Origin of the sequence: Nesterenkonia natronophila, from assembly GCF_003595215.1 — a bacterium.
Taxonomy (GTDB): Bacteria; Actinomycetota; Actinomycetes; order Actinomycetales; family Micrococcaceae; genus Nesterenkonia; species Nesterenkonia natronophila.
On the sequence record NZ_QYZP01000001.1, the window covers coordinates 167,304 to 190,734 of the forward strand.

Here is a 23,431-nt window from a genome sequence, read left to right on the forward strand (position 1 = left end):
GCTCACTTCAGTTTCAGGATGAATATTAATCGACAGTTTCGGCAGCGACACACCCGGGGAGGCCGCAGCGGCCTACACTACCGGTATGCGGCTGACCAATATTGCGCAAATGCAGGTGCAGCCCGGAAGGGTGTACAGCTACTCCGTCTGCGCAGAGCTCCCAGATGCCAAAGACGCTGAACGACTTCCGGTCTCATTCGACCAGCAGCGCCACGTAGGTTTCGGCTCCCGCCCAGGGTCGTGGATGGCGGTCAGTTTCTCGCTGCCTGTGCACGCTGATCGTGAGGTTATTGCTCAGGCCTGGATGGCGGTTGTTGAACGTCACGGCACCCTGCGCAGCGCCTTTCTGCAGGACGAGGAGGCAGACGGGCGCCGCTCGGACCTCACACTGGCCTCAGTCGTGGTCTGGCCCGGGGAATGGGAGCAGCTGGGGCAGGGGAGTGTGCTCACTCCTCCCGCCCTCCGGTCGGTATTGCGCGAGCATTTCGATCTCGTGTGCAGGCCACTGGAGATACCGTCTTACCGGTTATGTGTCATTGAAGATGAGGCGGGAGTGGAAACCCCGCAGGTGATCATTGGCTCTGACCACGCTCATGTGGATGCGTGGAGTCTATTGGTACTGACTCGCGATCTCGCGATGTGCCTCCAGAACCTGTTGGACGGCCGGGATCCCACTGCGGAGCTGCCTTCCACAGAATCTTTCGCGGACCATACCCGCGCCCTGGAGGAGGAGCCGGCCCCTCCTCCAGAGGTGGTGGAGCGCTGGAGTCAGATCCTGGAGGCGGGTGGTCACTCGATGCCGCGGTTTCCACTGGACTTGGGAGACGTCTCTCAGCCGGTCGGTGAGTTCGTCGAGATTCGCGATGTGTTCGACTCCGAAGAGTTGGCGCAGGTGGAGGCCCATGCAGCCGAACATAAGGTGCGCCTGATCGCGGTGGCCGTATCAGTGATGACCAAGCTCGCTGCTGAGCTCTCCGGGGAACCCCTGCGGGCAGTTTTCCCGGTGCACTCCCGGCACGGAACTCGCTGGTTCAACTCAGTGGGTTGGTTCATCACCAACTCGGTGGTGGAGAATAACGATTACGACTACCAGGCATGTTACGGGGCGGTCAAAGAGGCAATCAGGCTGGGTTCATACCCGCTGGCGCCGATCATGGAGCCCAGCGGCGGTATGCCGCAGGACCCAGGGATGTTTGCGATGTCCTGGTTGGATCACCGGAAGCTGCCGGTCAACGTTGATGACGACCTCAATCCCCAACATGTCTCGGCCGTGATCCGCACTGATGGGGTGATGATCTGGTTCGTCATCAACCACACCGGCATGCACCTGCGCTGCCGATACCCGGATACTCGGCAGGCCAGGCGTTCGATGCGCACTTGGCTTGCCGGTCTGGTGTACGGGTTGCGGGCCCCACTGGAACACCACGCACTGCGTGAGATCAAGGCCCAGTCCAGTCAGTGAGGCACCCGGTTGGGCCCGTGGTGCCTTCTGGCTGACAGCCGGTAGAGTGGGACCTCGCGTCAATCCCACGAGGTGTCTGAGGAGTGTGTCTGCGTGAGTGTGGAGACTTACAACCCCAGCACGGGTGCTGGTGCTGAGTCGCGCACGCCTCCGCAGGACATGGTGGCTGAGCAGTCAGTGCTGGGCGGCATGATGCTCTCCAAGGATGCTATTGCCGATGTGGTGGAAGTGGTCCGCGGAGGAGACTTCTACCGACCGGCCCACGAGATGATCTTCGAAGCGATCATTGACCTCTACGGCCGCGGTGAGCCAGCCGATGTGGTGACCATCGCTGATCAGCTGACCAAGACTCAGCAGCTGCAGCGAATCGGAGGTCCGGCCTATCTGCACAATCTGGCTCAGGCGGTTCCCACTGCAGCCAATGCTGCCTTCTACGCTGATATTGTCCGCGAGCGTGCCATTCTGCGCCGACTGGTGGAGGCGGGGACGAAGATTGTGCAGCTGGGGCACACCTCCGACGGTGAGGTCGACGCCATCGTCAACGAGGCCCAGGCCGAGGTCTATAACGTGGCAGAAAACCGGCAGACCGCGGACTACGCGCGGCTCTCTGAGGTGCTCGCTCCGACAATCGAGGAGATCGAGGTCAATGCCGCCAATGATGGCACGCTCTCCGGCATCCCCACCGGCTTCCGCGACTTGGACGAACTCACACATGGTTTCCATGGGGGTCAGCTGATCGTCATCGCTGCGCGCCCGGCGATGGGTAAGTCTGTGCTGGCGTTGGACTTCTCCCGCTCAGCGGCGGTCAACAACCGGATGACCACAGCCTTCTTCTCCTTGGAGATGGGCAAGGTTGAGCTGACCATGCGACTGCTGGCCGCTGAGTCACAGGTGCTTTTCGGCGACCTGCGCAAGGGCTCGAGCCTGAAGGACCAGGACTGGGAGAAGATGGCCCGTGCGATGGACAAGCTGGAGCAGGCACCGCTGTTTATTGACGATGCGCCTAACCTGACGCTGATGGAGATTCGAGCGAAGTGCCGGCGTCTGAAGCAGCGGGAGAACCTCAAGCTTGTGGTGGTGGACTACCTGCAGCTGCTGATGTCGGGCAAGCGTGTGGAGTCCCGTCAGCAGGAGGTCAGCGAGTTCTCTCGTACGCTGAAGTTGCTGGCAAAGGAACTGGATGTGCCGATCATCGCTCTCTCTCAGCTCAACCGAGGCTCTGAACAGCGCCCCGATAAGCGTCCCCAAGTCTCTGATCTGCGGGAATCGGGGGCCATTGAGCAGGATGCCGATATGGTCATGCTCCTGCACCGCCCTGAGGTCTACGACAAGGAGACTGAGCGCGCCGGTGAGGCTGACATCATCGTGGCCAAGAACCGCAACGGCCCGACGCGGGATCTCACGGTGGCATTTCAGGGGCACTTCCAGCGGTTCCGAGACATGGCCCGCGACTTCTAGCTGGGGTTTCTGTCTAATGCAGACCGTACGGCGCCAGCACCCCGAGAATCTGTTCTAGAAGCAGGAAACCAGCGACTGAGTATACTGCCCCGGTCCAGAGTCCGTGGGTGAGACTGAACCAGAAGCGGCCGGTGGCCACCAGCAACCCAAAGGTCACCGGCAGACAAGACATTCCGTAACCTGCGACTATAAGCCATAGACCGAGCCACTCTAAGTTGGCGATCATGAACACACCGACCCCGATGGTCCATACCATAGTGGGTTCGAAAAGGAGGGCTGCGATGACAAGCCCGGTGGTCACCGCCCAGAGGTAACGAGCGGCGAGGAGTGTGTGGTTGGTCGCAGGCTGGCGTCTTGATCTTGGGGCTTGATTCGCTGGGGTGGTGCGGCGTGGCCGTTTCGGGGTGTGGGTCCGGGTGGGCTTCTGGTTCCTGCTCATTCTCTGATCAGACTATCGGGAGGCCCGTAGCCGCAGGACTACCGCACCCAACCTTTCAGATTTCGCTGAGGTACGGAAGCATGAGGATCAGCAGCATCAGTGAGATGCCGATGATGAGTGTGGCAGTGATTGTTCGGTTGGATGCGGCGAAACCGAGATTGTCGGGATCATCGTGGCGCGGACGCCGGTGATGGCGGTCTTTCTCTCGGCGGATCAATCCGAGCCCGAAACCGCTGTGGAGCTCGCCCCGCTCTTGTGACGTCATGGCCACCTCGCTGCATGGATATCGACGGAAAAATGCTTAGTACGTTCTAAAACGGTAAGCACCTACTCTGAGAGCGACCTGAGCGCACGGTCAATCTTGGCGTCGAATCTGCGCCGGTTCCTGGATGTGGAGCTTAGATTCAGTGCAGCGCGCCCATAGCGGCATGCGTGTCTGGTGCGGGGCTCATCGATTCGCAGATAAGCAGATCAAGCGCCATGACGGCCTCATCCACGGTGATAGGCGCGTCTGTTGCGAGCAGATCGGGCACGTGCACGAACCCCGCACGGGCACCTGACTCCTGGCTGCGCAGGTGGGCCAGGACGGTGTACAGGAGGTCGTTGCACACGTAGCTGCCAGCGGAGAGCGACAATGAGACTGGGATGTTCGCCTCCGCGATGCGCTGGCCTGCAGCTTTCAGCCGCAGTGTGCTGAAGAGAGCGTTCTCGCCATCGGCAATGATCGGCTGGTCCACGGGCTGGGCGCCAGCATTGTCCGGGATTCGGGCATCGCGTAGGTTGAGGCCGACCCGTTCGAGCCGTATGGCGTCAGTTCCGTCCGCCAGCCCTACGGAGATCACTAGGTCCGGGGAGTGTTCGCGGGCTGCTTGGGTGAGGATCTGCCCGGCAGTGGTGAACTCCACCGGCAGCAGGACGGGTACCACCACGATGCCGCCGCGCTCGCGTTGTGCGGCGAGCTGCCCACGTCCTGCCCGTTCGGTCAGTTCCCGGACCACGTCTTGGGAAGGGTTGTGGTCGGCACCATCGAAGGGTTCGAAGGCGGAGAGGAGGACTCGACATATCTCGGCCATGGCTCTAGCTTCTGCAGGAAGCGCACTGAAGTCAAAGAACTGGCGAGGCCGCCCATCGAGCTGATACCGATTCCACGTGAGCCCAGGATCCGCCGCCGTTAACCTCTCACCTCCACTGGTGCCTAGACTGGCCATATGAAGACGCCACCTCGGGACGTGACTTCAACCCTTGAGGTTGAAGTCACCGCCGCCACCGAACTCGAATTCCAGATTGCCGTGGCAAAGCTGCCCGGCCTGACCGTAGACGAATCTTTCCAGTTTGTACTCGACGACCAGACCATCACCCCGGAGGAGATCCCAGCGGGCTGTGGTGGTCGGATCCACCGAATGCACGTGGGCCCGGGCCGTCTTATTGCACAGTATCGGGCACACGTGGAAGGCCAGGCGGAGCCGCTCACAGCTCAGGATTATGACCGGTCGCGGTACCTGCGGCCGAGTCGGTACGCGGAGTGTGACAAGTTTTATGGCTTTGTGGCAGGCCAGTTCAACCTCTCCCGGTCCATCGAGGAGAAGATCGCTGACGTCACCGAGTTTGTCGCGAGCCGGCTGAGCTACGTTCCGGGTTCCAGTGACCCCATTGACGGTGCTACGGACACACTTCTTGCCGGGGCCGGAGTCTGCCGCGACTACGCGCACCTGGTGGTGGCACTGCTTCGGGCCATGCACATTCCGGCGCGGCTGGTGGCTGTCTATGCCCCCGGGTGCGATCCCATGGACTTCCACGCGGTGGCCGAGGCCATCGTGGACGGCAGATGGATGGCGGTCGATCCCACCTGGCTGGCTCCGCGGCAGTCACTGCTGCGCATCGCCACCGGTCGCGACGCAGCCGACACAGCATTCCTTGACAATCACGACGGCGGCATCATCTTGGAGTCGGCGGTGGTCACCGCCACCGTCGATGGTGACCTCCCCACCGATAAGGGCAGCGACCTCATTCCCGTTCGCTGACGGGTGCGGGGCACCTCGTCAATGTTCGATGCAGAGTCACCGTGTGGTGACAGGCTGCTCTTCGGGTGTCTCCCAGAAGCTGGTGACGGACTCGGAGGGGTCTTGGGACACGATCGCAAGGAACGCGGCAGCGAAAAGCCCCAAGGTCACGAGGAATAGGGCCAATCCGGCGAGGCCGAAGCCAGCCACCCACTGCCAGTTCAGCGCGGTGAGCACCGCGATGGCGAGGGCGGAGAACAGCGCTGCTGTGCCGCGGCGTCTTGCCTGCGGGCAGGGACTCGGACGCCACTGAACCTGGACCAGGCTGACTACCACCAGCAAGGCCATATTCACTATCATTCCTATCCACACCGGGTGGGTGCCCAAGAAGAAGTCTGTGGCGCTGAAGCCCGACATCGCGTACCAGCCCAAACCGGCACCGAAGCCACCCAGCAGGGCGGAGACAGCTGCACTTCGGGTGGCCAGCGGCCAGAAGAATGCCGCCAGGACGGGGGCGAAGGTTGCACCGTTGCGCAGGGTCCAGGCCATGATGTTCCACCATGCAGACTGTTCTGAGCGCAGCAGGCTCAGACCGATGAGCACTGCGGTGAGGCCGACCAGTGCGATGCGAGTGTAGCGAACCAGCTCGGCCTGGGTGGCTTTGGGGCGAATGGCGCGGCCGAAGTCCCGACCCAATGACGTGGCCCCAGAGAACTGGCAAGGTCCGGCCCAGCCGAGCGCGCATGCCCACATGCCGACGAAGAACAGGGCGGCGGCCCATGGCGGAAGGGCCCCGGAGATGTATTCCGAAATGGCTACTAGCGGAAGGCCGGTATCGGGCACCACTATGGCTGCAGCAACACCGACGAAGATGCCCAGCAGGATCAGGGGGATGCCAATCACAGCTGCTAAGAAAAGGCCCTTCTGGCCGTCTTCGGGAGTACGGGCTGACATGGACATTTGGAACGCGGCCTGAGCCAACGGCACGTTGACGATGAATGTGCCGAACCAGGCAACGATCAGCGAGACACCAGCGTTCGCTGGTTCGAACATCTCCGGCCGGTCAGCGCTGAACTCAGCAATTTCGCCGGACCCCGGGGACATCACTAACGCCCAGATTCCGACGGCGAACATCACGAAGATCATGATCACGTTCATGGTCTGACTGAAGGCCACTGAACGCATGCCGCCAAAGACCAAGAAGGCCAGGAGGATGATTGCGGTCAGAGTGATCGACTGCCACAGTGCGATGTCAGTGATCGCGTAGAGTGCTGAGGCGAACGCGATACTGGTGGCCAGTGAGTACATTGGGAACGTGAAACCGGTGATCAGCGCACTGATGCCTTGCGCGGATCGTCCGAAGCGATCCCCAATGATTCCGGTGACGGTCACCACGAGTTTGCGACGTAGGGGTTTGACCAGCAGCAGGGCGATCAGCAGGACCTGGACGGTCTCGGCGACGCCGTACCAGACTGCTGAGATACCGGTGCGGTAACTGAGCTCCACTATGGCTATATAGGAAGACCCGGAGAAAAGTCCGGTGATGCAGAAAGCCACCGTCCACGGGCTGAAGCTGCGGCCGCTGACAAAGAAGTTTGCCCGGCTCTCCTGACGGGCCACCACCCATCGGCCGCCGATGACCAACCAGGCGGTATAAGCCAGAGCGAGTCCTAGAGTCCAGACGCCGACTGCACTCATGCCGATACCGAGGCGGCGAGGTCTGCGTTGGTGACGGTGAGAAAGGGTTTAGGAGCGTCGTGCTCCTCGGTGTACCCCACGGCGGCGTTGCTCAGGCGCTCGGCAGCTTCAGCAGTGGGCTGCTCTGTGAAGCTCCAGACGACCTTGAGGCCGGTGTTGGCATCGCGAAGCAAATTGATGGCAGGGCAGATGTGCTCCGCGCGGGCGGCGAACTGGCGCAGCGTGTGCTCGTCGCGTTCAGGTGTCGTGATCGCAATTTGCAGCCGGTATGCGTGGGCATATGGCTGCACATCGGCAGTGCCAGCCAGCCCGCGGGTGTCCTGGGAGGCCAGAGTGTAGGTCTGCAGATCCTCCAGGGTGAGCTGCTGCCGAGCGGCCAGTTGGTCGATCACCACAGTGATGCAGCTGTTCACCGCTCCGGCAAGGTACTCCATGGGGGTAGGCCCCTGGTCACGGCCGCCGACTTTGTGCGGTTCATCGGCGGTGAACTCAAAGTGACGGACGTTGAGCCGAGTCTGCTGAGCACCGGTCCACACGCCGGCGGCCCTGAGCGTCTTGGAGCTCTGGAGCGCAGGCCGCTCAGTGAACCGAGAGACTGACTCTGCCGCCTCGGGCACGGAAGAGCATGGAGACATATGATTCGCCTTTCATCGAAACTGGCGTTAGCACCTGTCCACCACGAATTTGGCGGGGTTGCTGCGACGTCGTTGAGCCAGATCTCTCAGTCGCTCTGGATGATTCAGTCAGCGAACATACCTCAGGTCGGTTCGCCGATCAAATTGCTCCATCCATCAGTGCCGCGTCGTAGGGCACCACCAGGTGCCTGATGGTTCCTCGGTCCATTGGATGGATGGGCTGAGCTCGCCTATACGGCCCGAGCTGCTTGGGAAGGAACGACCTCCAGGAAGCGGATCCCAGGCGAGAGTCGGGAGGCTGCGGCGGTGACGTTCTCCATTCGGCTGCGGGGGACGAGCACCAGAACGGAGCCGCCGAACCCTCCACCGATCAGCCGGGCACCGGATGCTCCTGCCTCGATCACTGCGTCGACCACCTGGTCGGCCAGAGCGAAGCTGACCTCAGCGTACTCCTTCATGGAGGTGTGGCCGGCAGACATAATATCCCCGATCATCTCTGCGGTGTGATCCACCCCATGAGCATCTCCGTTCAGGATCCTATGGATCTGTTCGCTGCGCAGCATTTCCGTCAGGGCATGCTTCAGTCGCCGACGACAGGCTGCAGCTTCTAAGCCCTCCAGATCAGCACCCGTTGCCAGGGCGCGGTCGAACTCCTCCAGCACCAGCTCCACATGTGTCTTGTTGGGCTTCTCCGGCAGCGCATCGCGCAGCCTGCCCACTCCCAACACAGCAGTGGCAGCCTCCGCCTCAGCCCTACATGCGGCGAACCGTCCATCAGCCAACTGGTGCGGGTGGCCGGTATCAACGGCCAAGAACCGGTAGTTCCTGAGCAGGAAGGTGATGTCGGTGCGCTTCAGTGAGAAGTCCCGGCAGTCCAGTGAGATCACCTTCCCCTCCGTAGCACGCAGGGCGGTGGTCTGGTCCAATCCTCCAGTGCCCGCGCCGACCGACTCCACCTCAGCTCTGACACATATCTGAGCCAGCACCGCCCGCAAGGGGTCGGTGAGCGCTCGGGTGAGATCATCACCTTGGTTCTCAGTACCTAGAGGGGTGCCGATGGCCACGAACGCCAGCGCGGCAGCACACTCCAATGAGGCCGAGCTGGATAGTCCAGCCCCGATTGGCAGCGTCGAACGGATGAGAAGGTCTGCTCCCATAGTGGGGTCCAGCTCCAACTCCGGATGCTGATCCCCCTGCCGAACCAAGGACCACAGCACCCCTGCCACGTAGGTTGTCCAGGGTGGGGCGTCCTCCGAAACGGGGGAGGAGGCGGCGCTGGGAACCTCCACGATTCCGGTGTCGAGTGAGGGGTCCAGCGTGCGCAAGCGCAGCAGGCCATCGGTCCGCGGGGAAGCGGCCACATAGGTCCCGTGGCGCAGTGCCATCGGAAGGCACCGCCCGCCGTGGAAGTCGATGTGCTCACCGTTGAGATTGGCCCTTCCCGGGGCGAACCACACGCCTTCGGGGTCGTAGTTGTACACCTGTGAGAATCGGGTAGCCAGTGCTACAGAGATGGACTCAGGGTCCCCGGGCGCCAGCCAGCGGGCGGAATTTTCACGCATGGGCTCCAATTCTGCCACTGACTATGGGTATCCGCGCATCGCGGAGCTGAGCCCCTAGCCAGCGGCACCAGACTGTGGTGATGTAGGAGAGCAAGAAACGACGATGCCGTCGCCCCGGCTCGTCATCGACACCGTTGGAAAGGAACCCACATGGCAGTAGATGTGAAGTACACCGCAGAGGCGCTCGCCAGCGGCGACGGCCGCAACGGGCAGGTCAAGACTGCCGACGGCTCTTTGGACCTCCGGATGGCCGCACCGAAAGAAATGGGGGGATCTGGTGAGGGCAATAACCCTGAGGAGCTCTTCGCCGCAGGTTACGCAGCCTGCTTCCATGGAGCGTTGCGCAAAATGGCAGGCGAGGCGGATCAGGACGTGACTGACTCTTCCGTTGGCGTGAAGATCGGCATTGGCGGTGACAACAACGGCGGCATGGCCCTCGCCGCGACTATCGAGGTTGTGCTCCCGAACGTGGACAAGAAGACCGCCGAGGACCTGGCCCAGAAGGCCAACGACTTCTGCCCCTACTCCAAGGCGACCCGCGGAAACATCGATGTCGAGGTCATAGTGACCGACGACTGAACCGACTGGTAGAGCGTCGCTGTACGGGACATTTCAAATTTGAAATACTGGATTGACTATCCGTGCAGCGACGCCCACAGGAGGCCCCCATGAGCAACACCGAGACTCGTCCCACCGAACAGGTGTGCATCAACGGTCCCCACACCTTTGATCTCGCTCCCACCGCGCAGCGCCGCACCTCCCAGGACGGAGTGTCCTCACCGCCGGAGGGCCAGCTCAGTCCCGGCATCACCGAAACCCCCAGCGGAGTGCAGCTGCTGGAACCCCGTGAAGTCCCGCTGGGCGGCCCCCGAGCAATGACGGTACGGCGGACCATGCCCCAGCGGGCCAGGTCCCTGGTCGGCGCCTGGTGCTTTCTGGACTTCTATGGTCCCGACGATCTCACCCAAGCCACGCCCATGCGAGTCCCTCGGCACCCGCACACGGGTTTGGCCACCTGCTCCTGGCTCTTCTCCGGACGCATTGACCATATGGACTCCGCGGGAAACTGGGCCACCGTCCGTCCTGGAGAAGTGGCTTTGATGAATGCCGGGCGCGGCATCAGCCACTCCGAGTACTCCACCGAAGACACCACGGTCCTGCACGGCGCGCAGCTCTGGTACGCCTTCCCAGAGGAGCACCGCTTCGTGGAACCCAGTCTGGACACCCACTGGCCCGAGCCTGTGCTCGGCGAGGGATGGGAAGCTAGGGTCTTCATCGGTGACCTCTTGGGCTACCGCTCACCGGTGAAAACCTACATCCCGCTCACCGGAGCGGAAATCAGACTCCAACCCGGTCGCACCCTCGACATTCCCGTCCCCACCGGGCACGAGCACGGCCTGCTGCGTGTCTCAGGGGCGGTGAGCCTCAACGAATCTGAGGTGCCCGCCGACCACCTCGCGGTGGTGGATTCAGGTCCCGAGGTGCTGAGACTTCAGGCCCATGATGAGCCGGTGTTGGCGCTGTTGATTGGGGGGCAGCCACTGAACGAACAGATCGTCATGTGGTGGAATTTCGTGGGCCGCTCCCACGAGGAAATTGCAGCTTACCGGGCCGCCTACCAGGCGGAGATGGGCTTTGAGGCTCCGGCAGAGGACTCGCCCATGAAGTCCATGCTGCCACCGGCGTCGTCGCTGTCTGATTCCCGGACCGAGCGGGCATCCCAACCTGATGGCACCCAGGAGGAGGTCCAGGTCGCCTCCGGCGCCCTGGGTGAGCCTGTCAGGGGGGAGTTGCGCGACGCGCTTGCCGCAGCTCGGTACGGCGACGGAACGCCTTTTCCGCAGTTTGGTGACTTCCCGCCGGGACAAGCCGCTCCTCTGCCGGCGCCTGCGCTGCCGAATACCCGCATGAAACCGCGCGGCTGAGTCCCCCGTCCAGACAATCCACCAGCAGCCACGTACGTTTAGGGCAGATGGGCTGCCACGGTCCGGGCTACGTAGCGCGAAGCCAATGGGCCGATGAGTTGGTGAGTGCCGACAAACGCGCGCCGGGCGTCAGGTTCTTTCCAATCTGCGGGCAGATATTCCGCCGGAAGGTTTGGATCTTCGTAGGGTAGTCGGCGCCAAATAGTGAGCATCGGCACGTAATACTGAAAGGCCTGCCGGTCTCGCTCCTCTGCGGAGTCTGTTCCGTCCTCACATCTCAGTTCTTCTAGACGCTGGGTCCATAGCTCGAAGGCGTTGTGGTAGGTCTCCAAAAACCTTTGCATGGACAAATGGATGGTATCCAAATCCCACCACTGGGCCACCTGGTCTTTCACGTCTCCATTGAAGAAGTACTCCCCACGGAAAAATTGGACATACTCGGCCAAACCGTGGCGGCTCAGCCGATGGCGTGCCTGCTCCAAGAGCTGCCCCGCTCCGATCGAAACGCCGGACGCTACGGTGCCGAAGCCGAGTCGGCGCAGGTGTTTGCGCAACTGGTGACGAAGGTGACGTTTGGATTCGGGGACTGAAAAGAGCACCAAAGACCAATCGTTGGGTCTCCGCTGTGGGTACTCGGCGAAGATTCGCTGATCACCTTCGTCGAATGTGGCCTGCACCGATTCGGCCAAATTATATGCAGCTACCCCTGCAACGGACTCTGATTGCAAGACCCCTTTGCTCTTCAGTCGCGACACAGCCGAGCGCACGCCGGGTCCGTCATACCCCAAGTCACCCAGAAGATCCACGAGTGCGGCCACCGGGATCGCGGTGGTCGCCGTTCGGCGATAGATGCCGAAGAGCGTGATTATGAGGCTCTGGTGAAGGACCGGGGGTCGAGGGATCTCTTTCGGTGAAGTCTGGGGCGCACCCATCTGTAGGTCTCTCCTATGAACCGTCATTGCCACTTGCCAGCCACAGAAGTGCGACCCGAGATACGTCCGCCTGCCGGTGGTGGCGAGAATCGTAGTCTTCCACCACCGGCAGGCTCAAACGTTTAGGACAGTGTAACCAACGACCTCGCCGACTCTGGACGCCACCGAAGATGCGTTGGTTGATCCTCGGGATCTTCACGCACTAGAGCCAAGCGAGGACGGATGTCGTCGGTGCGCCCTGAAGTTGGCGGTTTCCGGCGCCCGGCCCGGAACTGGTTGGGCCAGGTAGTGCCGTCGGTGGCGTCAATCCCTTGTTCGGCGGCGGCGTTAAGGGTCCAGTTCGGGTTGTAGAGGTGAGGTCGTCCCAATGCGCAGAAATCCGCACGCCCAGCCAACAGGATCGAATTCAGGTCGTCGTAGGAGGAGATCGCTCCCACTGCGATGACCTTCACCCCTGCTGGCTGTGTCACCTCGTGGCGGATGCGGTCCGCGAACGGGGTTTGGTAGCTGCGGCCATAAGCTGGACTCTCCAACTTGGTCACTTGCCCAGAGGACACATCAATAGCATGAGCCCCGTGATCGACAAAGGCCTGGGCTATCTCTACGGCGTCGTCGACTGTGTTGCCCTCTTCATACCAGTCGGTCGCGGAGATGCGCACGGTCAATGCACGATCTTCGGGCCAGACCTCACGGATTGCATCGAAGACCTCTAGTGGGAACCTCAGCCGGTTCTGCATGGGTCCGCCGTATTCGTCGGTTCGCTTATTGGAAATCGGTGAGAGGAAGGAGGAGAGGAGGTACCCGTGTGCTGCGTGAACCTCTAACAAGTCGAAGCCTGCCTCCGCGGCCCGTTGAGCGGCCTGGACGAACTGGACCACGACTTTGTCCATGTCTGACCTGGTCATCTCCCGCGGAACCTGGTTGTTGGGACCGTAAGGCACTGCACTCGGGCCCATAGTCTGCCAGTTTCCACTCTCTAAGGGGTTGTCGATGCCTTCCCACATCAGCTTTGTGGAGCCCTTGCGTCCAGAATGGCCGAGTTGTACACCGATTTTGGCGGTGGAGTAGTGATGAACAAAGTCCACCACCTCCTTCCAGCTCTCGGTGTGTTCGCCGGTATAGAGCCCGGAACAGCCAGGCGTAATACGACCTTCGGCTGAGACACAGGCCATCTCGGTCATCACCAGACCAGCTCCGCCGAGAGCTTTGGATCCCAAGTGGACCAGATGGAAATTACCTGCCACCCCATCTTCTGCTGAGTACATATCCATCGGTGAGACGATCACCCGGTTCTTCAGACGAACGGGGCCGATCGAGCCGGGCTGAAACATCGCGGGCTCCACACTGTTCAACCCGTGGGAAGCCGCAAAGTGCTGATCCACCCGCTGGGCGAACTCTGGATCCCGGAGCCTCAGGTTCTCCTGAGTGATGCGGCGGGAGCGGGTCAGAAGGTTGAAGGCGAACTGCAGATCATCCTGGCCCACATACCGGTCGATATCTTCGAACCACTCCAGTGAGGCTTGGGCGGAACGTTGTGTCGATTCAACCACGGGACGCCGCTCGGTTTCATAGGCTTTCAGGGCCGCTGGCACATCAGCGTTCTCGTGCAGGCATGCCGCCAGCGCGAGAGCATCCTCCATTGCCAATTTGGTTCCGGAGCCTATGGAGAAGTGTGCGGTATGGGCGGCATCACCCACTAAGACCACGTTCCCGCGGGACCAGTTGTCACATCTTACGGTGCCGAAATTGATCCACTTGGAGTTGTTGGTGATCAGCTCATAACCTGCCAACTCCTCGGCGAAGATCTCGCGTAATCGGTCCACTGCCTGATCGTCGGAGACTCCTGGTGGAAAGACGGTGTCTTCGGTGGAATCGAATCCGGCGCGGCGCCAGACATCCTCATGCATTTCCACGATGAAGGTAGAGCGTTTGTCCGAGAAGGGGTACCCATGGACCTGCATGACTCCCCATTTGGTCTCCTTGATGAAGAACTTAAACGCTTCAAAGACTTGGTCTGTGCCCAGCCACATGAACTTGTTACGTCGCCGGTCAAGCTGAGGCCGGAAATCATCTGCGTAGGCAGCACGAACCTGAGAGTTGGCACCGTCGGCGGCTAGCACCAGGTCGTAGTCAGCCTCTAGCTGGGCCACCGGTGGAGCTTCACTTGCAAAGTGCACGGTCACTCCGAGGTTCAGGGCCCGCTGCTGAAGCATTTGCAACAGCTCCTTCCGGCCCATCGCTGCAAATCCCTGACCACCCACGGTAATTTCTTGGCCCCGGTAGTGGATGTCAATATCTGACCAGCGGGCGAACTGCTGGGTCATATAGTCAGCCACCACAGAATCAGCGTTTTCGATACCCCCGAGAGTTTCGTCTGAGAACACGACCCCAAAGCCGAAGGTGTCGTCGGCGCGGTTGCGTTCCCACACCACGATCTCGTGGTGAGGGTCCAGCTGCTTCATTAGGATGGAGAAGTAGAGCCCTGCCGGACCGCCTCCAACAATTGCTGTTTTCACTGTCAATGCCTCTCTATGCCGCCGGGGTCTTTTCTGGGGCTTGCTCCGCAGCGAGCTGCTGCCGCAACTTGAAATGCTGTAATTTCCCACTGAGGTTTCGCGGCAACTCATCGATGAAGCGGATATCACGTGGGTACTTGTACGGAGCAATACGTTGTTTGACGAAGTCTTGGATGTCCTTGCGGGTTCGTTCATCGGCTTCGGAGCCGTCACTCAATACCACGAAGGCGCAAACTACAGTGCCACGGTCCGGGTCGGGACGTCCCACCACAGCGTTCTCGACGACCGCGGGATGCAAGTCAATAGCAGCCTCCACCTCTGGGGCGCCGATGTTGTATCCGGAAGACACGATCATGTTGTCGGTTCTCGCCTGGTAGATGAAGTACCCCTCTTCATCCCGAGAAAAGGCGTCGCCGGTGACGTTCCAACCGTTCTCAACATAAACCGTCTGACGACTGTCGTTAAGATATCGACAACCGGTGGGACCAATGACTGCCAGACGTCCGACGGTCCCGACTGGAGCCTCGTTGCCGTCCTCGTCCAAGACGGTAGCCCGGTACCCCGGCACCGGCTTCCCCACGGCGTCGGAACGCACCTGATCGCCAGATGCTGAGATGAAAACATGCAACATTTCTGTGGCACCGATGCCATCGATAATCTCCAGGCCGGAGGTCTTCTTGACGGATTCCCACACGGCTTCAGGCAGATGCTCACCGGCGGAGATAGCAATCCTCAGTCGGCTCAGCAGGTCGGATCGCCCTTCTTTGAGAAGAGCTCGGTACGCAGTGGGTGCGGTAGCCAAAATCGTGACCCCAGCCTGGGCAGCCTGCTCTGCCATGGCCACCGGAGAGGACTTTTCAAAGAGAAGTACTGCTCCTCCGAAGTAGAGTGGAAACACCACCGAGCAGCCCAACCCAAACGTGAATGCCAGGGGCGCGGAGCAGGCCCACACGTCGTCCGCTGTCGGTTTCACGATGTGGCGGGCAAAGGTGTCAGCATTGGCGAGAATATCGCGGTGAAAGTGCATAGTCAGCTTCGGAGCCCCTGTGGTGCCAGAGGTGGGACCGAGCAGGGCGACATCGTCGGCAGCTGTCTCTACGTTAGTGAAATCCATCGTTTTCTGAGCGGCCTGGGCCACGAGGTCAGCCGCCGATGTTGAGCCGTAGGAAATGACGGGGGGACGCTTCTCCTCAGAGACCTCTTCGACGGACTCTAAGAACCTGTGATCTGCGATGATGGCGCTGGGCTTGGTTCTTTCGATCAGAGCTAATACTTCAGTGCTGCGCAGGAGTGGCATGGTGTCGACTACCACGCCGCCAGCTTTGAGTACGGCCAGCCACGCAGCCACATGCCAGGGATTGTTGGGGCCCCGCAGCATAACCCGGTTTCCTGGCACCAGGCCGTAGTCCTCGGTGAGCACACGGGCTATTTGGTTGGCCCTGTCACGCAACTGACCGTAGGTCCAGGTCTCGCCTGCTGGTGTTGACAAAGCAGTGCGATCGGCACCGAAGCGCTCGGACGGCTGATCAATCAGGGCGGTGGCAGCGTTGAGACGATCCGGATACTGCACATCTGGGATGGTGAACTCTAGGGTGGGCCACTGGTCTTCAGGCGGCAGGTTATCGCGGGTGAAGCTGTCTTGATGAGCAGATGGTGTCAGAAGCACGAGGACTCCTTTCCTAGATTCCGATTCACGCTCGGATCATTCCCTCTTGGGCGACGCTCGCTACCAGCTCCCCGGTGCGGGCATAGAAATTTCCCGTAGCCAAGCCACGCTGTGACTGAGCGGATACGGCTTCCTGAACGTAGAGAATCCAGTCATCTACTCGAGCGGGTCGATGAAACCACATGGAATGGTCCAGACTGGCGGTGACCAAGCCTTCGGTGCCCCAGGCTAGGCCGCGTTGGCGCAAGAGAGATTCCAGGATGGTGTAGTCACAGACGTAAGCCAATCCGGCCCGCTGCAAGTCCTTGTCCTGCTTTGTCTCCACTCGTTCGGTAAGCCGATCGAAGGCTCGTATCCACACCGCTTGCTCAGGTTCTTGAACTTCCACGCCACCCCGGTAAATGGCCCCTTGCACATGGCGCATATCAAAGCTGCGTCCAGTAGCCCAGTACTGCGCGGCATCGTCATGGTGGCCCTCGAGCACCTCGCTGGCACTCGGCAGAGTTTCAGGAGGCACCTCGGTGAGCACCTTGGGTGCCGATTGGCTGAACTGATCCCCCTCGGAAGGCACCTGGAAAGACCCCATCGAAATATAAGCAGTCTTGCCATTCTGCATGGCACGGACTTCGCGGGTGGAGAAACTCCGACCATCACGCAGGAGCTCTACGTGGTATGTCACGGGTTGGCTGATATCCACCGGGCGCATGAAGTACGAGTGAGTGGAGTGAACCGCGCGGTCCGTGCTCACGGTGCGCATCATGGCCATCAACGCTTGAGCAACCATATCGCCGCCGTAGGCCTTGGGCCAGGGCACCCATTGGGTGGTGGCTTGAAAGGTGCGCACCGACTCTACGGGAGGGGAGAGCTCAACCATGTCCATCGCCCGCAGAAACGTCTCAGAAGTCCCGGGAGCGTGAATCTGCTCAGTCTGGTTCTGGGTGGTCATTACTGCTCAACTCCTGCGGTACCCGGTCAGAGTCGAGTCATCGACGTCGTCCAAGTTGACCACGATGTTCTCCGGGGTGCGGGTGGTCAACCAGACCAGATCCTCCGTGACTGACATATTGGCTTCCACATGCGGCATGTATGGCGGGACAAAGACCCAGTCCCCGGCGGTCATGTCCACATATTCGGAGTAGTTTTCTCCGAAGTAGATCCGGCCGTGGCCTCTGAGGACGTAACCGCCGGTTTCAGCCTCCCCGTGGTGGTGCGGCAACGAGCGGTAACCAGGCACGTTGGAGACCTGGCCAAACCAGATTTTGGTAGCAGGAGTGTGTTGAATGGAGACCCCCGAGATCCGCACTGCGCCACCAGACTGACCGGTGCTGGTGTCCTCCTGGCCGGCACGGGTGATCACCGGAACGACTTTGCCATCCGCTCCGGCGTACTGCTGATTATCACCGTCGACTGCTTGGTTCAAGGGCTGGGCTGTCATGGCATCCTCCGTCAGACTTTCTCGAATATGTCGTCTTTATTGCGATCGTCGCGTAAAGTAAATGTAACACGCTGTCAGGGCGTGCGCCAGGTCACATTCAGACACTTTCGGAGGAATTCATGCAGAACCAGATCATCAACCCCGAGACCCTGGGTAAACCGTCGGGGTTCGCTCACGGGGTGAAATCCGGAGACACTGTCTACCTTGGTGGACAGACGGCGTTGGACAAGAACATGGAGATCGTCCCGGGCGGAATCGTCGAACAGTTCCGGCAGGCTTTCTCCAATGTTTTGGAGACTCTCCGGGAAGCTGGCGGCCAGCCTGAGGACTTGGTGAGCGTTACCATTTATCTCACCGATGTCGATGATTACCTGGCGAACGGCCGCGAGATTGGCAAGATCTGGCGCTCGATGGCCGGCTCCGACTACCCTGCATTGGCTGGCATAGGTGTCTCCCGCCTCTGGCAACGAGAAGCCCTCATCGAGATCCAGGGCACCGCAGTGATTCAGGCCCGCTAAGAATTTCCTCACGCCGAAGCGCAAAGGGCCCGGCCGCAGCAGATGCGGTCGGGCCCTTTGCGCTTTCAAAAGACAAAGTCACTCTTCATCACCTCATGAACCGCTCTATCACGCTGAATCACACAATCAGCGGCTCTCATCATGCCGGAATGATTCCAGTTTGGGCTGTGACAGGTGGTTCTCGTAAGGAGTCCTAGAAAAAGATCGCGTGTGATCTGGCACACTTTCCAGCGAGGTGTTACATTTGCTGAAATTACCGATCGCAAGAATTGCGACATATGGACAGCAAGGCCGGGCGCACAGAAATTTCAACCGTCCGCCTGGTAGCGATACCTTCATTCAATCGACTTATAGGAAGGTCACCTCTTGAAGCTGGCAACCCTACACATCAGAGGAAAGACCGTCGCCTGCGTACAGACGGAGTCGGATTTCGCCGTCGTGCGTGACGGCGACGTCAGCTCTCTCATGGAACAGCCCGAATGGCGATCACAGGCCGCGAAAGCGGCTGAATCCTCTTCGAGACGTCTTACCCATGCGGAAGCGGTATTCGCTCCCCTCGTGACCACCGACCGAAAGATCATATGCTGTGGCCTCAATTACGCGGACCACATCAGTGAGATGGGTCGAGAGCTGCCGGAACACCCGACACTCTTTGCAAAGTTTGCAGACACCCTCTGTGGCGCCAATGATCGGATCGAAGTCCGCGCTAGCGAGAAAGTCGACTGGGAAGCTGAGCTAGCGGTGATGGTTGGCAGTCACCTGCACGAGGCTGACGAAGCTGAGGCGTCGGCAGCTATTGCTGGTTATGCGGTCGCGAATGATGTCTCGATGCGCGACTGGCAGAACAGAACAACTCAGTGGCTACAGGGCAAAGCTTTTGATGCAACTACACCAGTAGGTCCAGTGCTTGTGACCGCTGACGAGTTCGGCGAAGAACCCATCTTCGATGTGTACTGCTACGTCAACGACGAGCAGGTTCAACATGGCGATACCTCGCGTTTGGTGTTTCCTCCGGCGAAGCTCTTGGCGTACGTCTCCACCTTCACCCAGTTGCGCCCGGGTGACTTGATTCTCACAGGGACGCCCGGTGGAGTCGGGGCTGGGGCAAAACCACCTCGCTTCCTGGCCGATGGCGATTTCCTACGGACGGAGATCCCGGGTGTGGGCTCCCTTCGTAACCAGGTGAGGGTTGAGGGTATGACGTCTGAGGAGTCTTGCGCGCCCGATCTGGAGAGAAGACAACTTACTCACCCGTAACCCGACCTCACACCACGACCGAAACACCTCATGTCAAGGGGACTATCAATGCAAAACACGAAAAGAAATTCGTCACTTCTGCCATGGAATATTCCAAAAAGAGTGACCTGGCTAGTACTGGGAGCTTGTTGGTTCTCAATCCTCGCTGAGGGTTACGACATCGGCGTTCTTGGCGCTGTGTTACCCACGCTCGGCGAGTACGAACCATGGAATCTGAGCCCCATGGATCTCGGTGGTCTTGGCGCATACGCCTTGATAGGCATGCTCATCGGGGCTCTCTTCATAGGCCAACTCAGTGATCTGTGGGGACGGCGACGTGTCCTGCTGATCGCATTCGTGATCTACAACGGCTCCGCGCTTGGCGCGGCTCTGGCTCCCTCCGCAGAGGTCTTTGGCCTGTTTCGCTTCATCGGCGGCCTCGGCATGGGGGGACTCATACCTATTGCAGCGGCCATGACGATCGAGTTTTCGCCACCCTGGCGGCGGTCGCTCAACTACACGCTCATGTTTTCAGCTTACTCATTGGGCATCGTAGCTGCGGCGCTGGCTGCGCTAGCTATTCTCACCCGCTCCGATGACCCTGATGCATGGCGCTGGGTGGTCGGTATCGGTGCTGTGCCCATCGTCTTTCTTCCCATCATCGCCAAGATGCTTCCAGAGTCATTGGAGTATCAGGTGAACAAGGGACAGATCGAAAAAGCTCGCACTCAGGCCGCGAAACTGGGAATATCTCCGTTCAATCCGGATACCGTACGCGTGGCCGATTCGGAGAAAGTGTCGAACGTCCCGTGGCGGCAGGTTCTGGCGGCGATCTTCTCTCGACGTTTTCTGCGTTCGACGCTACTCTTCTGGATTGCCCTATTCTGTGGTCTGCTTCTCGTATATGGACTCAACACTTGGTTGCCTTCGATTATGCGCGAAGCTGGTTACGACCTCGGCAGCTCGCTCACTTTTCTCCTCGTCTTCAGCCTGACCGCCGCCATCGGAGGCCTGGCAGTCGGCTGGGCTTCCGATCGCTTCGGGCAGAGGCCAGTATTGGTCATCTTCTACATTCTCGGTGGACTCGGTACGGTCCTTCTGATGATGGATTATCCGTTCGGAGTGAATATGATCCTGGTGGGCTTTGCCGGGCTGGGCGCAATTGGCACGTCCGCGATTCTCACCGGCTACATCACCGACTACTATCCCCCGAATGCTCGCGCAACCGCCGCAGGCTGGGCTCTGAGTTTCGCGCGAATAGGTGCCATCATGGGGCCGATCATCGGTGGCTGGATCGCAGCATCTACGCTTGGCTTTGCATGGAACTTCTACGTATTTGCCGCAGCTGCGCTGGTCGCCGCCATCTGCCTCGCCCTGATCCCGAAGGAGAAGCCCAGTGCTACCGCGATAGAACTCCAAATCGCGGGGGAGGAGCCACGTGACGCTGAACCAGCTGAGGATCTTGAAAAAGCTCCCGCCACCTCATGATGAACGCTACGCCTGAACTTCTCTCACGGGCGTCGGCAACACCGGTCCGGACCCTGTCCACGGGGCAGGGTCCGGATATGGTGGCTGACCTTTGGGATCCCATCGGCGATCCCCTCGGCACGGTCGTTCTTCTGCACGGCGGATTTTGGCGGGCGCACATTGATCGGCAGCATCTCAGCCACATGGCCAAAGCCCTGGCCGAAGACGGATGGCAAGCTATCTCATTGGAGTATCCTCGCGCAGCGGGTGACCCCGATCTGACTCATCAGTCTGTGAAGTCCGCTCTGACGGAGCTGCTGCAGACCACCCACCTCACCGCCGCACCAACCGTTCTACTCGGTCATTCGGCAGGTGGACAGCTTGCGTTATGGGCCGCCAGCACCCATCAGTTCGAGTTCACCTCACTGATAGCGCTGGCGCCAGTGACGTCGCTCCAGCAGGCGGAAGAACTAGGCCTGGGCGAGGGGGCCGTGCTCAGCTTCCTGGGCCGGTCCGCTGCCACCAGGCCCGACTTGGACCCGGAACACCTGCTTACACCCACCACCCCCACGCTCCTGATTCACGGAGGCCAAGATTCGCGCGTGCCGATTGCCATGAGTCGGAATTACGCGCAGGATCGGCCAGACGTCAGTTTGCACTCGATCGAAGGAGCAGATCATTTCGATCTGATCGACCCTCAAAGCATTCACTGGCCCGCAGTGCGCGAAGCTCTGCGACAGGCCAGATTATCGCAGTAGCACACCACCCATTTCCAGCAATCTAGGGAGCACAGATGATTACGGTTGCAGAACAAATCGGCGCCTATCTGGCACGTCTCGGCGTCGGTCACGCCTTCGGTGTGGTCGGGAGCGGAAACTTCGTAGTCACCAACGCACTTCGCCAGGCCGGAGTCCCCTTTACTGCTTCCCGCCATGAGGGGGGCGCAGCCACAATGGCAGATGCCTACTCTCGGATGAGCGAGCGAGTCAGCGTGCTTAGTCTCCACCAGGGCTGCGGGCTGACCAACGCCGGTACCGGGATCAGCGAGGCAGCTAAGTCACGTACTCCCATGATCGTGCTGGCCGCTGAAACCGCAGAGCACCAAATCTACTCCAATTTCGCTATGGATCAGCGCAATTTTGCACGCTCGGTCATGGCCGAGCCAGAACGAGTCTATTCACCAGAGTCCGCCCTGAGCGACACCCTGCGGGCCTATCGCACCGCGCTGCGGGACCGAAGAACCGTGGTGCTGAACCTACCCCTGAACGTGCAATCGGCCGAAGCAGTCGGCGAAATCCCAGATGTGCGAGTGGAGCCGCGGCCCGATATCGCACCTTCCGCAGTCGATGTAAGAAAGTTGAGCGACGCGATCTCAGCCAGCAGGAGACCCGTGTTTGTCGCCGGACGCGGAGGGCGCGGAGCCAAGCACGAAATCTTGGCCCTGGCCAGGGCCACCGGAGCGCTCGTGGCAACCAGTGCGGTGGCCAAAGGTCTGTTCAACGACGACGACTTCAACCTGGGAATCTCCGGAGGGTTTTCTTCGCCGCTGACCGCAGAGCTTATCAGTGAGGCCGATCTGATCGTAGCCTTCGGCTGCGCACTGAACATGTGGACGATGCGCCACGGCAAGCTCATTGGCAACAACACCGTGGTCGCCCAGATCGACGTGGAGGATTCCGCGCTCGGTGCCCACCGGCCGGTCGATGTGCCTGTGCTGGGGAGCTCGACCGGCGTCGCTTCCGCTCTGTTGGAAGTCTTCGCAGGTGAAGAGCGTGCCGGCTATCGCACCGCTGACGTACGTCATCGTATTGAGAAGCATGCTCGTTGGGACCAGACGCCCACCGAAGACCTCGGCATGCCGGGCCAAACCATCGACCCCCGCGAATTGTCCAGGGAGATCAACCGTCGTCTGCCGGCGGAGCGTATAGTCAGCATCGATTCGGGGAACTTCATGGGTTACCCCAGCCAGTACTTCGATGTCCCCGACGAGTTCGGCTTCTGCTTCACCCAGGCTTTCCAGTCGATCGGGCTGGGTCTTTACACCGCCATCGGCGCCGGCCTGGCCCAGCCTGAACGCATGCCGGTGCTGGGAACTGGCGACGGGGGGTTCCTCATGGCTGTCCAAGAACTTGAAACCGCAGTCAGGCTCAGACTGCCCCTCGTGGTCGTTGTTTATAACGATGCCGCCTATTCGGCAGAAGTTCACCACTTCGGGCAGGACCACGACATGGCCACCGTAACGTTCCCCGATACCGACATCGCCGCCATCGCCCGCGGCTTCGGCGCCGAGGGCATCACCGTGCGTTCCATCGAGGACCTTGAGGCATTGGGCGAATGGGCCGCCTCTGCCCCTAGCACCCCGTTGGTGATAGATGCGAAAGTCGCCGATGACGGCGGCTCCTGGTGGCTCGCAGAAGCATTCCAAGGCCACTGAGTACTTCCAAGCGCGACAGAAACCACACAATCCACAACAAGGAGTAAT

21 protein-coding genes and 1 riboswitch are annotated in these 23,431 nt (G+C 60.4%); of the genes, 10 read left to right on the forward strand and 11 right to left on the reverse strand.

Annotated features, from left to right (window positions below; all coding sequences use genetic code 11):
• The first annotated feature begins 85 nt into the window (after positions 1-85).
• Entirely contained in the window at positions 86-1,462 is a 1,377-nt protein-coding gene (locus D3250_RS00815) for a condensation domain-containing protein (protein WP_119901472.1), read from the forward strand.
• A 93-nt stretch (positions 1,463-1,555) separates the two neighbouring features.
• Entirely contained in the window at positions 1,556-2,920 is a 1,365-nt protein-coding gene (gene dnaB / locus D3250_RS00820) for a replicative DNA helicase (protein ID WP_438830120.1), read from the forward strand.
• Positions 2,921-2,933: 13 nt separating this feature from the next.
• Here the strand turns inward: dnaB and D3250_RS00825 are convergent, their stop codons facing one another.
• The 3 genes from D3250_RS00825 to D3250_RS00835 all read right to left on the reverse strand — a co-directional run bounded on the left by D3250_RS00825 (position 2,934) and on the right by D3250_RS00835 (position 4,567).
• On the reverse strand, positions 2,934-3,359 hold the full coding sequence (locus D3250_RS00825; RefSeq protein ID WP_119901473.1) for a hypothetical protein: 426 nt from the start codon (positions 3,357-3,359) through the stop codon (positions 2,934-2,936).
• Positions 3,360-3,414: 55 nt separating this feature from the next.
• Positions 3,415-3,624, reverse strand: a complete 210-nt coding sequence (locus D3250_RS00830; protein WP_119901474.1) for a hypothetical protein — start codon at positions 3,622-3,624, stop codon at positions 3,415-3,417.
• Between the two features lie 139 nt (positions 3,625-3,763).
• Positions 3,764-4,567: a pyroglutamyl-peptidase I gene (locus D3250_RS00835; protein ID WP_119901475.1), complete on the reverse strand. Its 804-nt coding sequence runs from the start codon at positions 4,565-4,567 to the stop codon at positions 3,764-3,766.
• Here D3250_RS00835 and D3250_RS00840 point away from each other — a divergent pair, their 5' ends adjacent.
• Positions 4,568-5,380 carry a transglutaminase-like domain-containing protein gene (locus D3250_RS00840; RefSeq protein WP_119901476.1) on the forward strand — a complete coding sequence of 271 codons (813 nt, stop codon included), beginning with the start codon at positions 4,568-4,570 and terminating at the stop codon, positions 5,378-5,380. It abuts the gene before it with no gap.
• 36 nt (positions 5,381-5,416) lie between these two features.
• Here the strand turns inward: D3250_RS00840 and D3250_RS00845 are convergent, their stop codons facing one another.
• The 3 genes from D3250_RS00845 to D3250_RS00855 form a co-directional block, all read right to left on the reverse strand.
• Positions 5,417-7,057 carry a sodium:solute symporter family protein gene (locus tag D3250_RS00845; protein ID WP_119901477.1) on the reverse strand — a complete coding sequence of 547 codons (1,641 nt, stop codon included), beginning with the start codon at positions 7,055-7,057 and terminating at the stop codon, positions 5,417-5,419.
• On the reverse strand, positions 7,054-7,692 hold the full coding sequence (locus tag D3250_RS00850; RefSeq protein WP_119901478.1) for an OsmC family protein: 639 nt from the start codon (positions 7,690-7,692) through the stop codon (positions 7,054-7,056). Before D3250_RS00850 ends, D3250_RS00845 begins: the two co-directional genes overlap by 4 nt.
• 9 nt (positions 7,693-7,701) lie before the next feature.
• A riboswitch (SAM riboswitch) is annotated at positions 7,702-7,798 on the reverse strand.
• Between the two features lie 124 nt (positions 7,799-7,922).
• The gene (locus tag D3250_RS00855) at positions 7,923-9,254 is read right to left on the reverse strand and encodes a galactokinase (protein WP_119901479.1); all 1,332 of its coding nucleotides are present in this window, start codon (positions 9,252-9,254) and stop codon (positions 7,923-7,925) included.
• A gap of 150 nt (positions 9,255-9,404) precedes the next feature.
• Here D3250_RS00855 and D3250_RS00860 point away from each other — a divergent pair, with 150 nt between their 5' ends.
• Complete coding sequence (locus D3250_RS00860; RefSeq protein ID WP_119901480.1) at positions 9,405-9,833, forward strand: organic hydroperoxide resistance protein; 429 nt, start codon at positions 9,405-9,407, stop codon at positions 9,831-9,833.
• 89 nt (positions 9,834-9,922) lie between these two features.
• Complete coding sequence (locus D3250_RS00865) at positions 9,923-11,179, forward strand: pirin family protein (RefSeq protein WP_119901481.1); 1,257 nt, start codon at positions 9,923-9,925, stop codon at positions 11,177-11,179.
• Positions 11,180-11,217: 38 nt separating this feature from the next.
• Here the strand turns inward: D3250_RS00865 and D3250_RS00870 are convergent, their stop codons facing one another.
• From D3250_RS00870 to D3250_RS00890, 5 genes are all read right to left on the reverse strand, one after another.
• Positions 11,218-12,111, reverse strand: a complete 894-nt coding sequence (locus D3250_RS00870) for a PaaX family transcriptional regulator (protein ID WP_119901482.1) — start codon at positions 12,109-12,111, stop codon at positions 11,218-11,220.
• 122 nt (positions 12,112-12,233) lie between these two features.
• Positions 12,234-14,627, reverse strand: coding sequence for a bifunctional salicylyl-CoA 5-hydroxylase/oxidoreductase (locus D3250_RS00875; RefSeq protein WP_119901483.1), 2,394 nt, complete (start codon positions 14,625-14,627; stop codon positions 12,234-12,236).
• 13 nt (positions 14,628-14,640) lie between these two features.
• A complete protein-coding gene (locus D3250_RS00880) occupies positions 14,641-16,293 on the reverse strand; it encodes an AMP-binding protein (protein ID WP_119901484.1) in 1,653 nt (550 codons plus the stop codon).
• Between the two features lie 25 nt (positions 16,294-16,318).
• Complete coding sequence (locus tag D3250_RS00885; protein ID WP_119901485.1) at positions 16,319-17,239, reverse strand: acyl-CoA thioesterase; 921 nt, start codon at positions 17,237-17,239, stop codon at positions 16,319-16,321.
• A 6-nt stretch (positions 17,240-17,245) separates the two neighbouring features.
• Positions 17,246-17,728, reverse strand: coding sequence for a cupin domain-containing protein (locus D3250_RS00890; protein WP_119901486.1), 483 nt, complete (start codon positions 17,726-17,728; stop codon positions 17,246-17,248).
• A 119-nt stretch (positions 17,729-17,847) separates the two neighbouring features.
• Here D3250_RS00890 and D3250_RS00895 point away from each other — a divergent pair, with 119 nt between their 5' ends.
• The 5 genes from D3250_RS00895 to D3250_RS00915 all read left to right on the forward strand — a co-directional run bounded on the left by D3250_RS00895 (position 17,848) and on the right by D3250_RS00915 (position 23,383).
• Positions 17,848-18,246 (forward strand): RidA family protein, encoded by a 399-nt coding sequence (locus D3250_RS00895; RefSeq protein ID WP_119901487.1) that lies wholly within the window; start codon positions 17,848-17,850, stop codon positions 18,244-18,246.
• A 366-nt stretch (positions 18,247-18,612) separates the two neighbouring features.
• Positions 18,613-19,503, forward strand: a complete 891-nt coding sequence (locus D3250_RS00900; RefSeq protein WP_119901488.1) for a fumarylacetoacetate hydrolase family protein — start codon at positions 18,613-18,615, stop codon at positions 19,501-19,503.
• Between the two features lie 102 nt (positions 19,504-19,605).
• Positions 19,606-20,970 (forward strand): MFS transporter, encoded by a 1,365-nt coding sequence (locus tag D3250_RS00905; RefSeq protein WP_225973069.1) that lies wholly within the window; start codon positions 19,606-19,608, stop codon positions 20,968-20,970.
• Positions 20,967-21,707, forward strand: coding sequence for an alpha/beta hydrolase (locus D3250_RS00910; protein WP_119901490.1), 741 nt, complete (start codon positions 20,967-20,969; stop codon positions 21,705-21,707). The genes D3250_RS00905 and D3250_RS00910 overlap by 4 nt, the downstream gene beginning before the upstream one ends.
• Positions 21,708-21,742: 35 nt before the next feature.
• Positions 21,743-23,383: a thiamine pyrophosphate-binding protein gene (locus D3250_RS00915; RefSeq protein WP_119901491.1), complete on the forward strand. Its 1,641-nt coding sequence runs from the start codon at positions 21,743-21,745 to the stop codon at positions 23,381-23,383.
• The last annotated feature ends 48 nt before the right edge of the window (positions 23,384-23,431 follow it).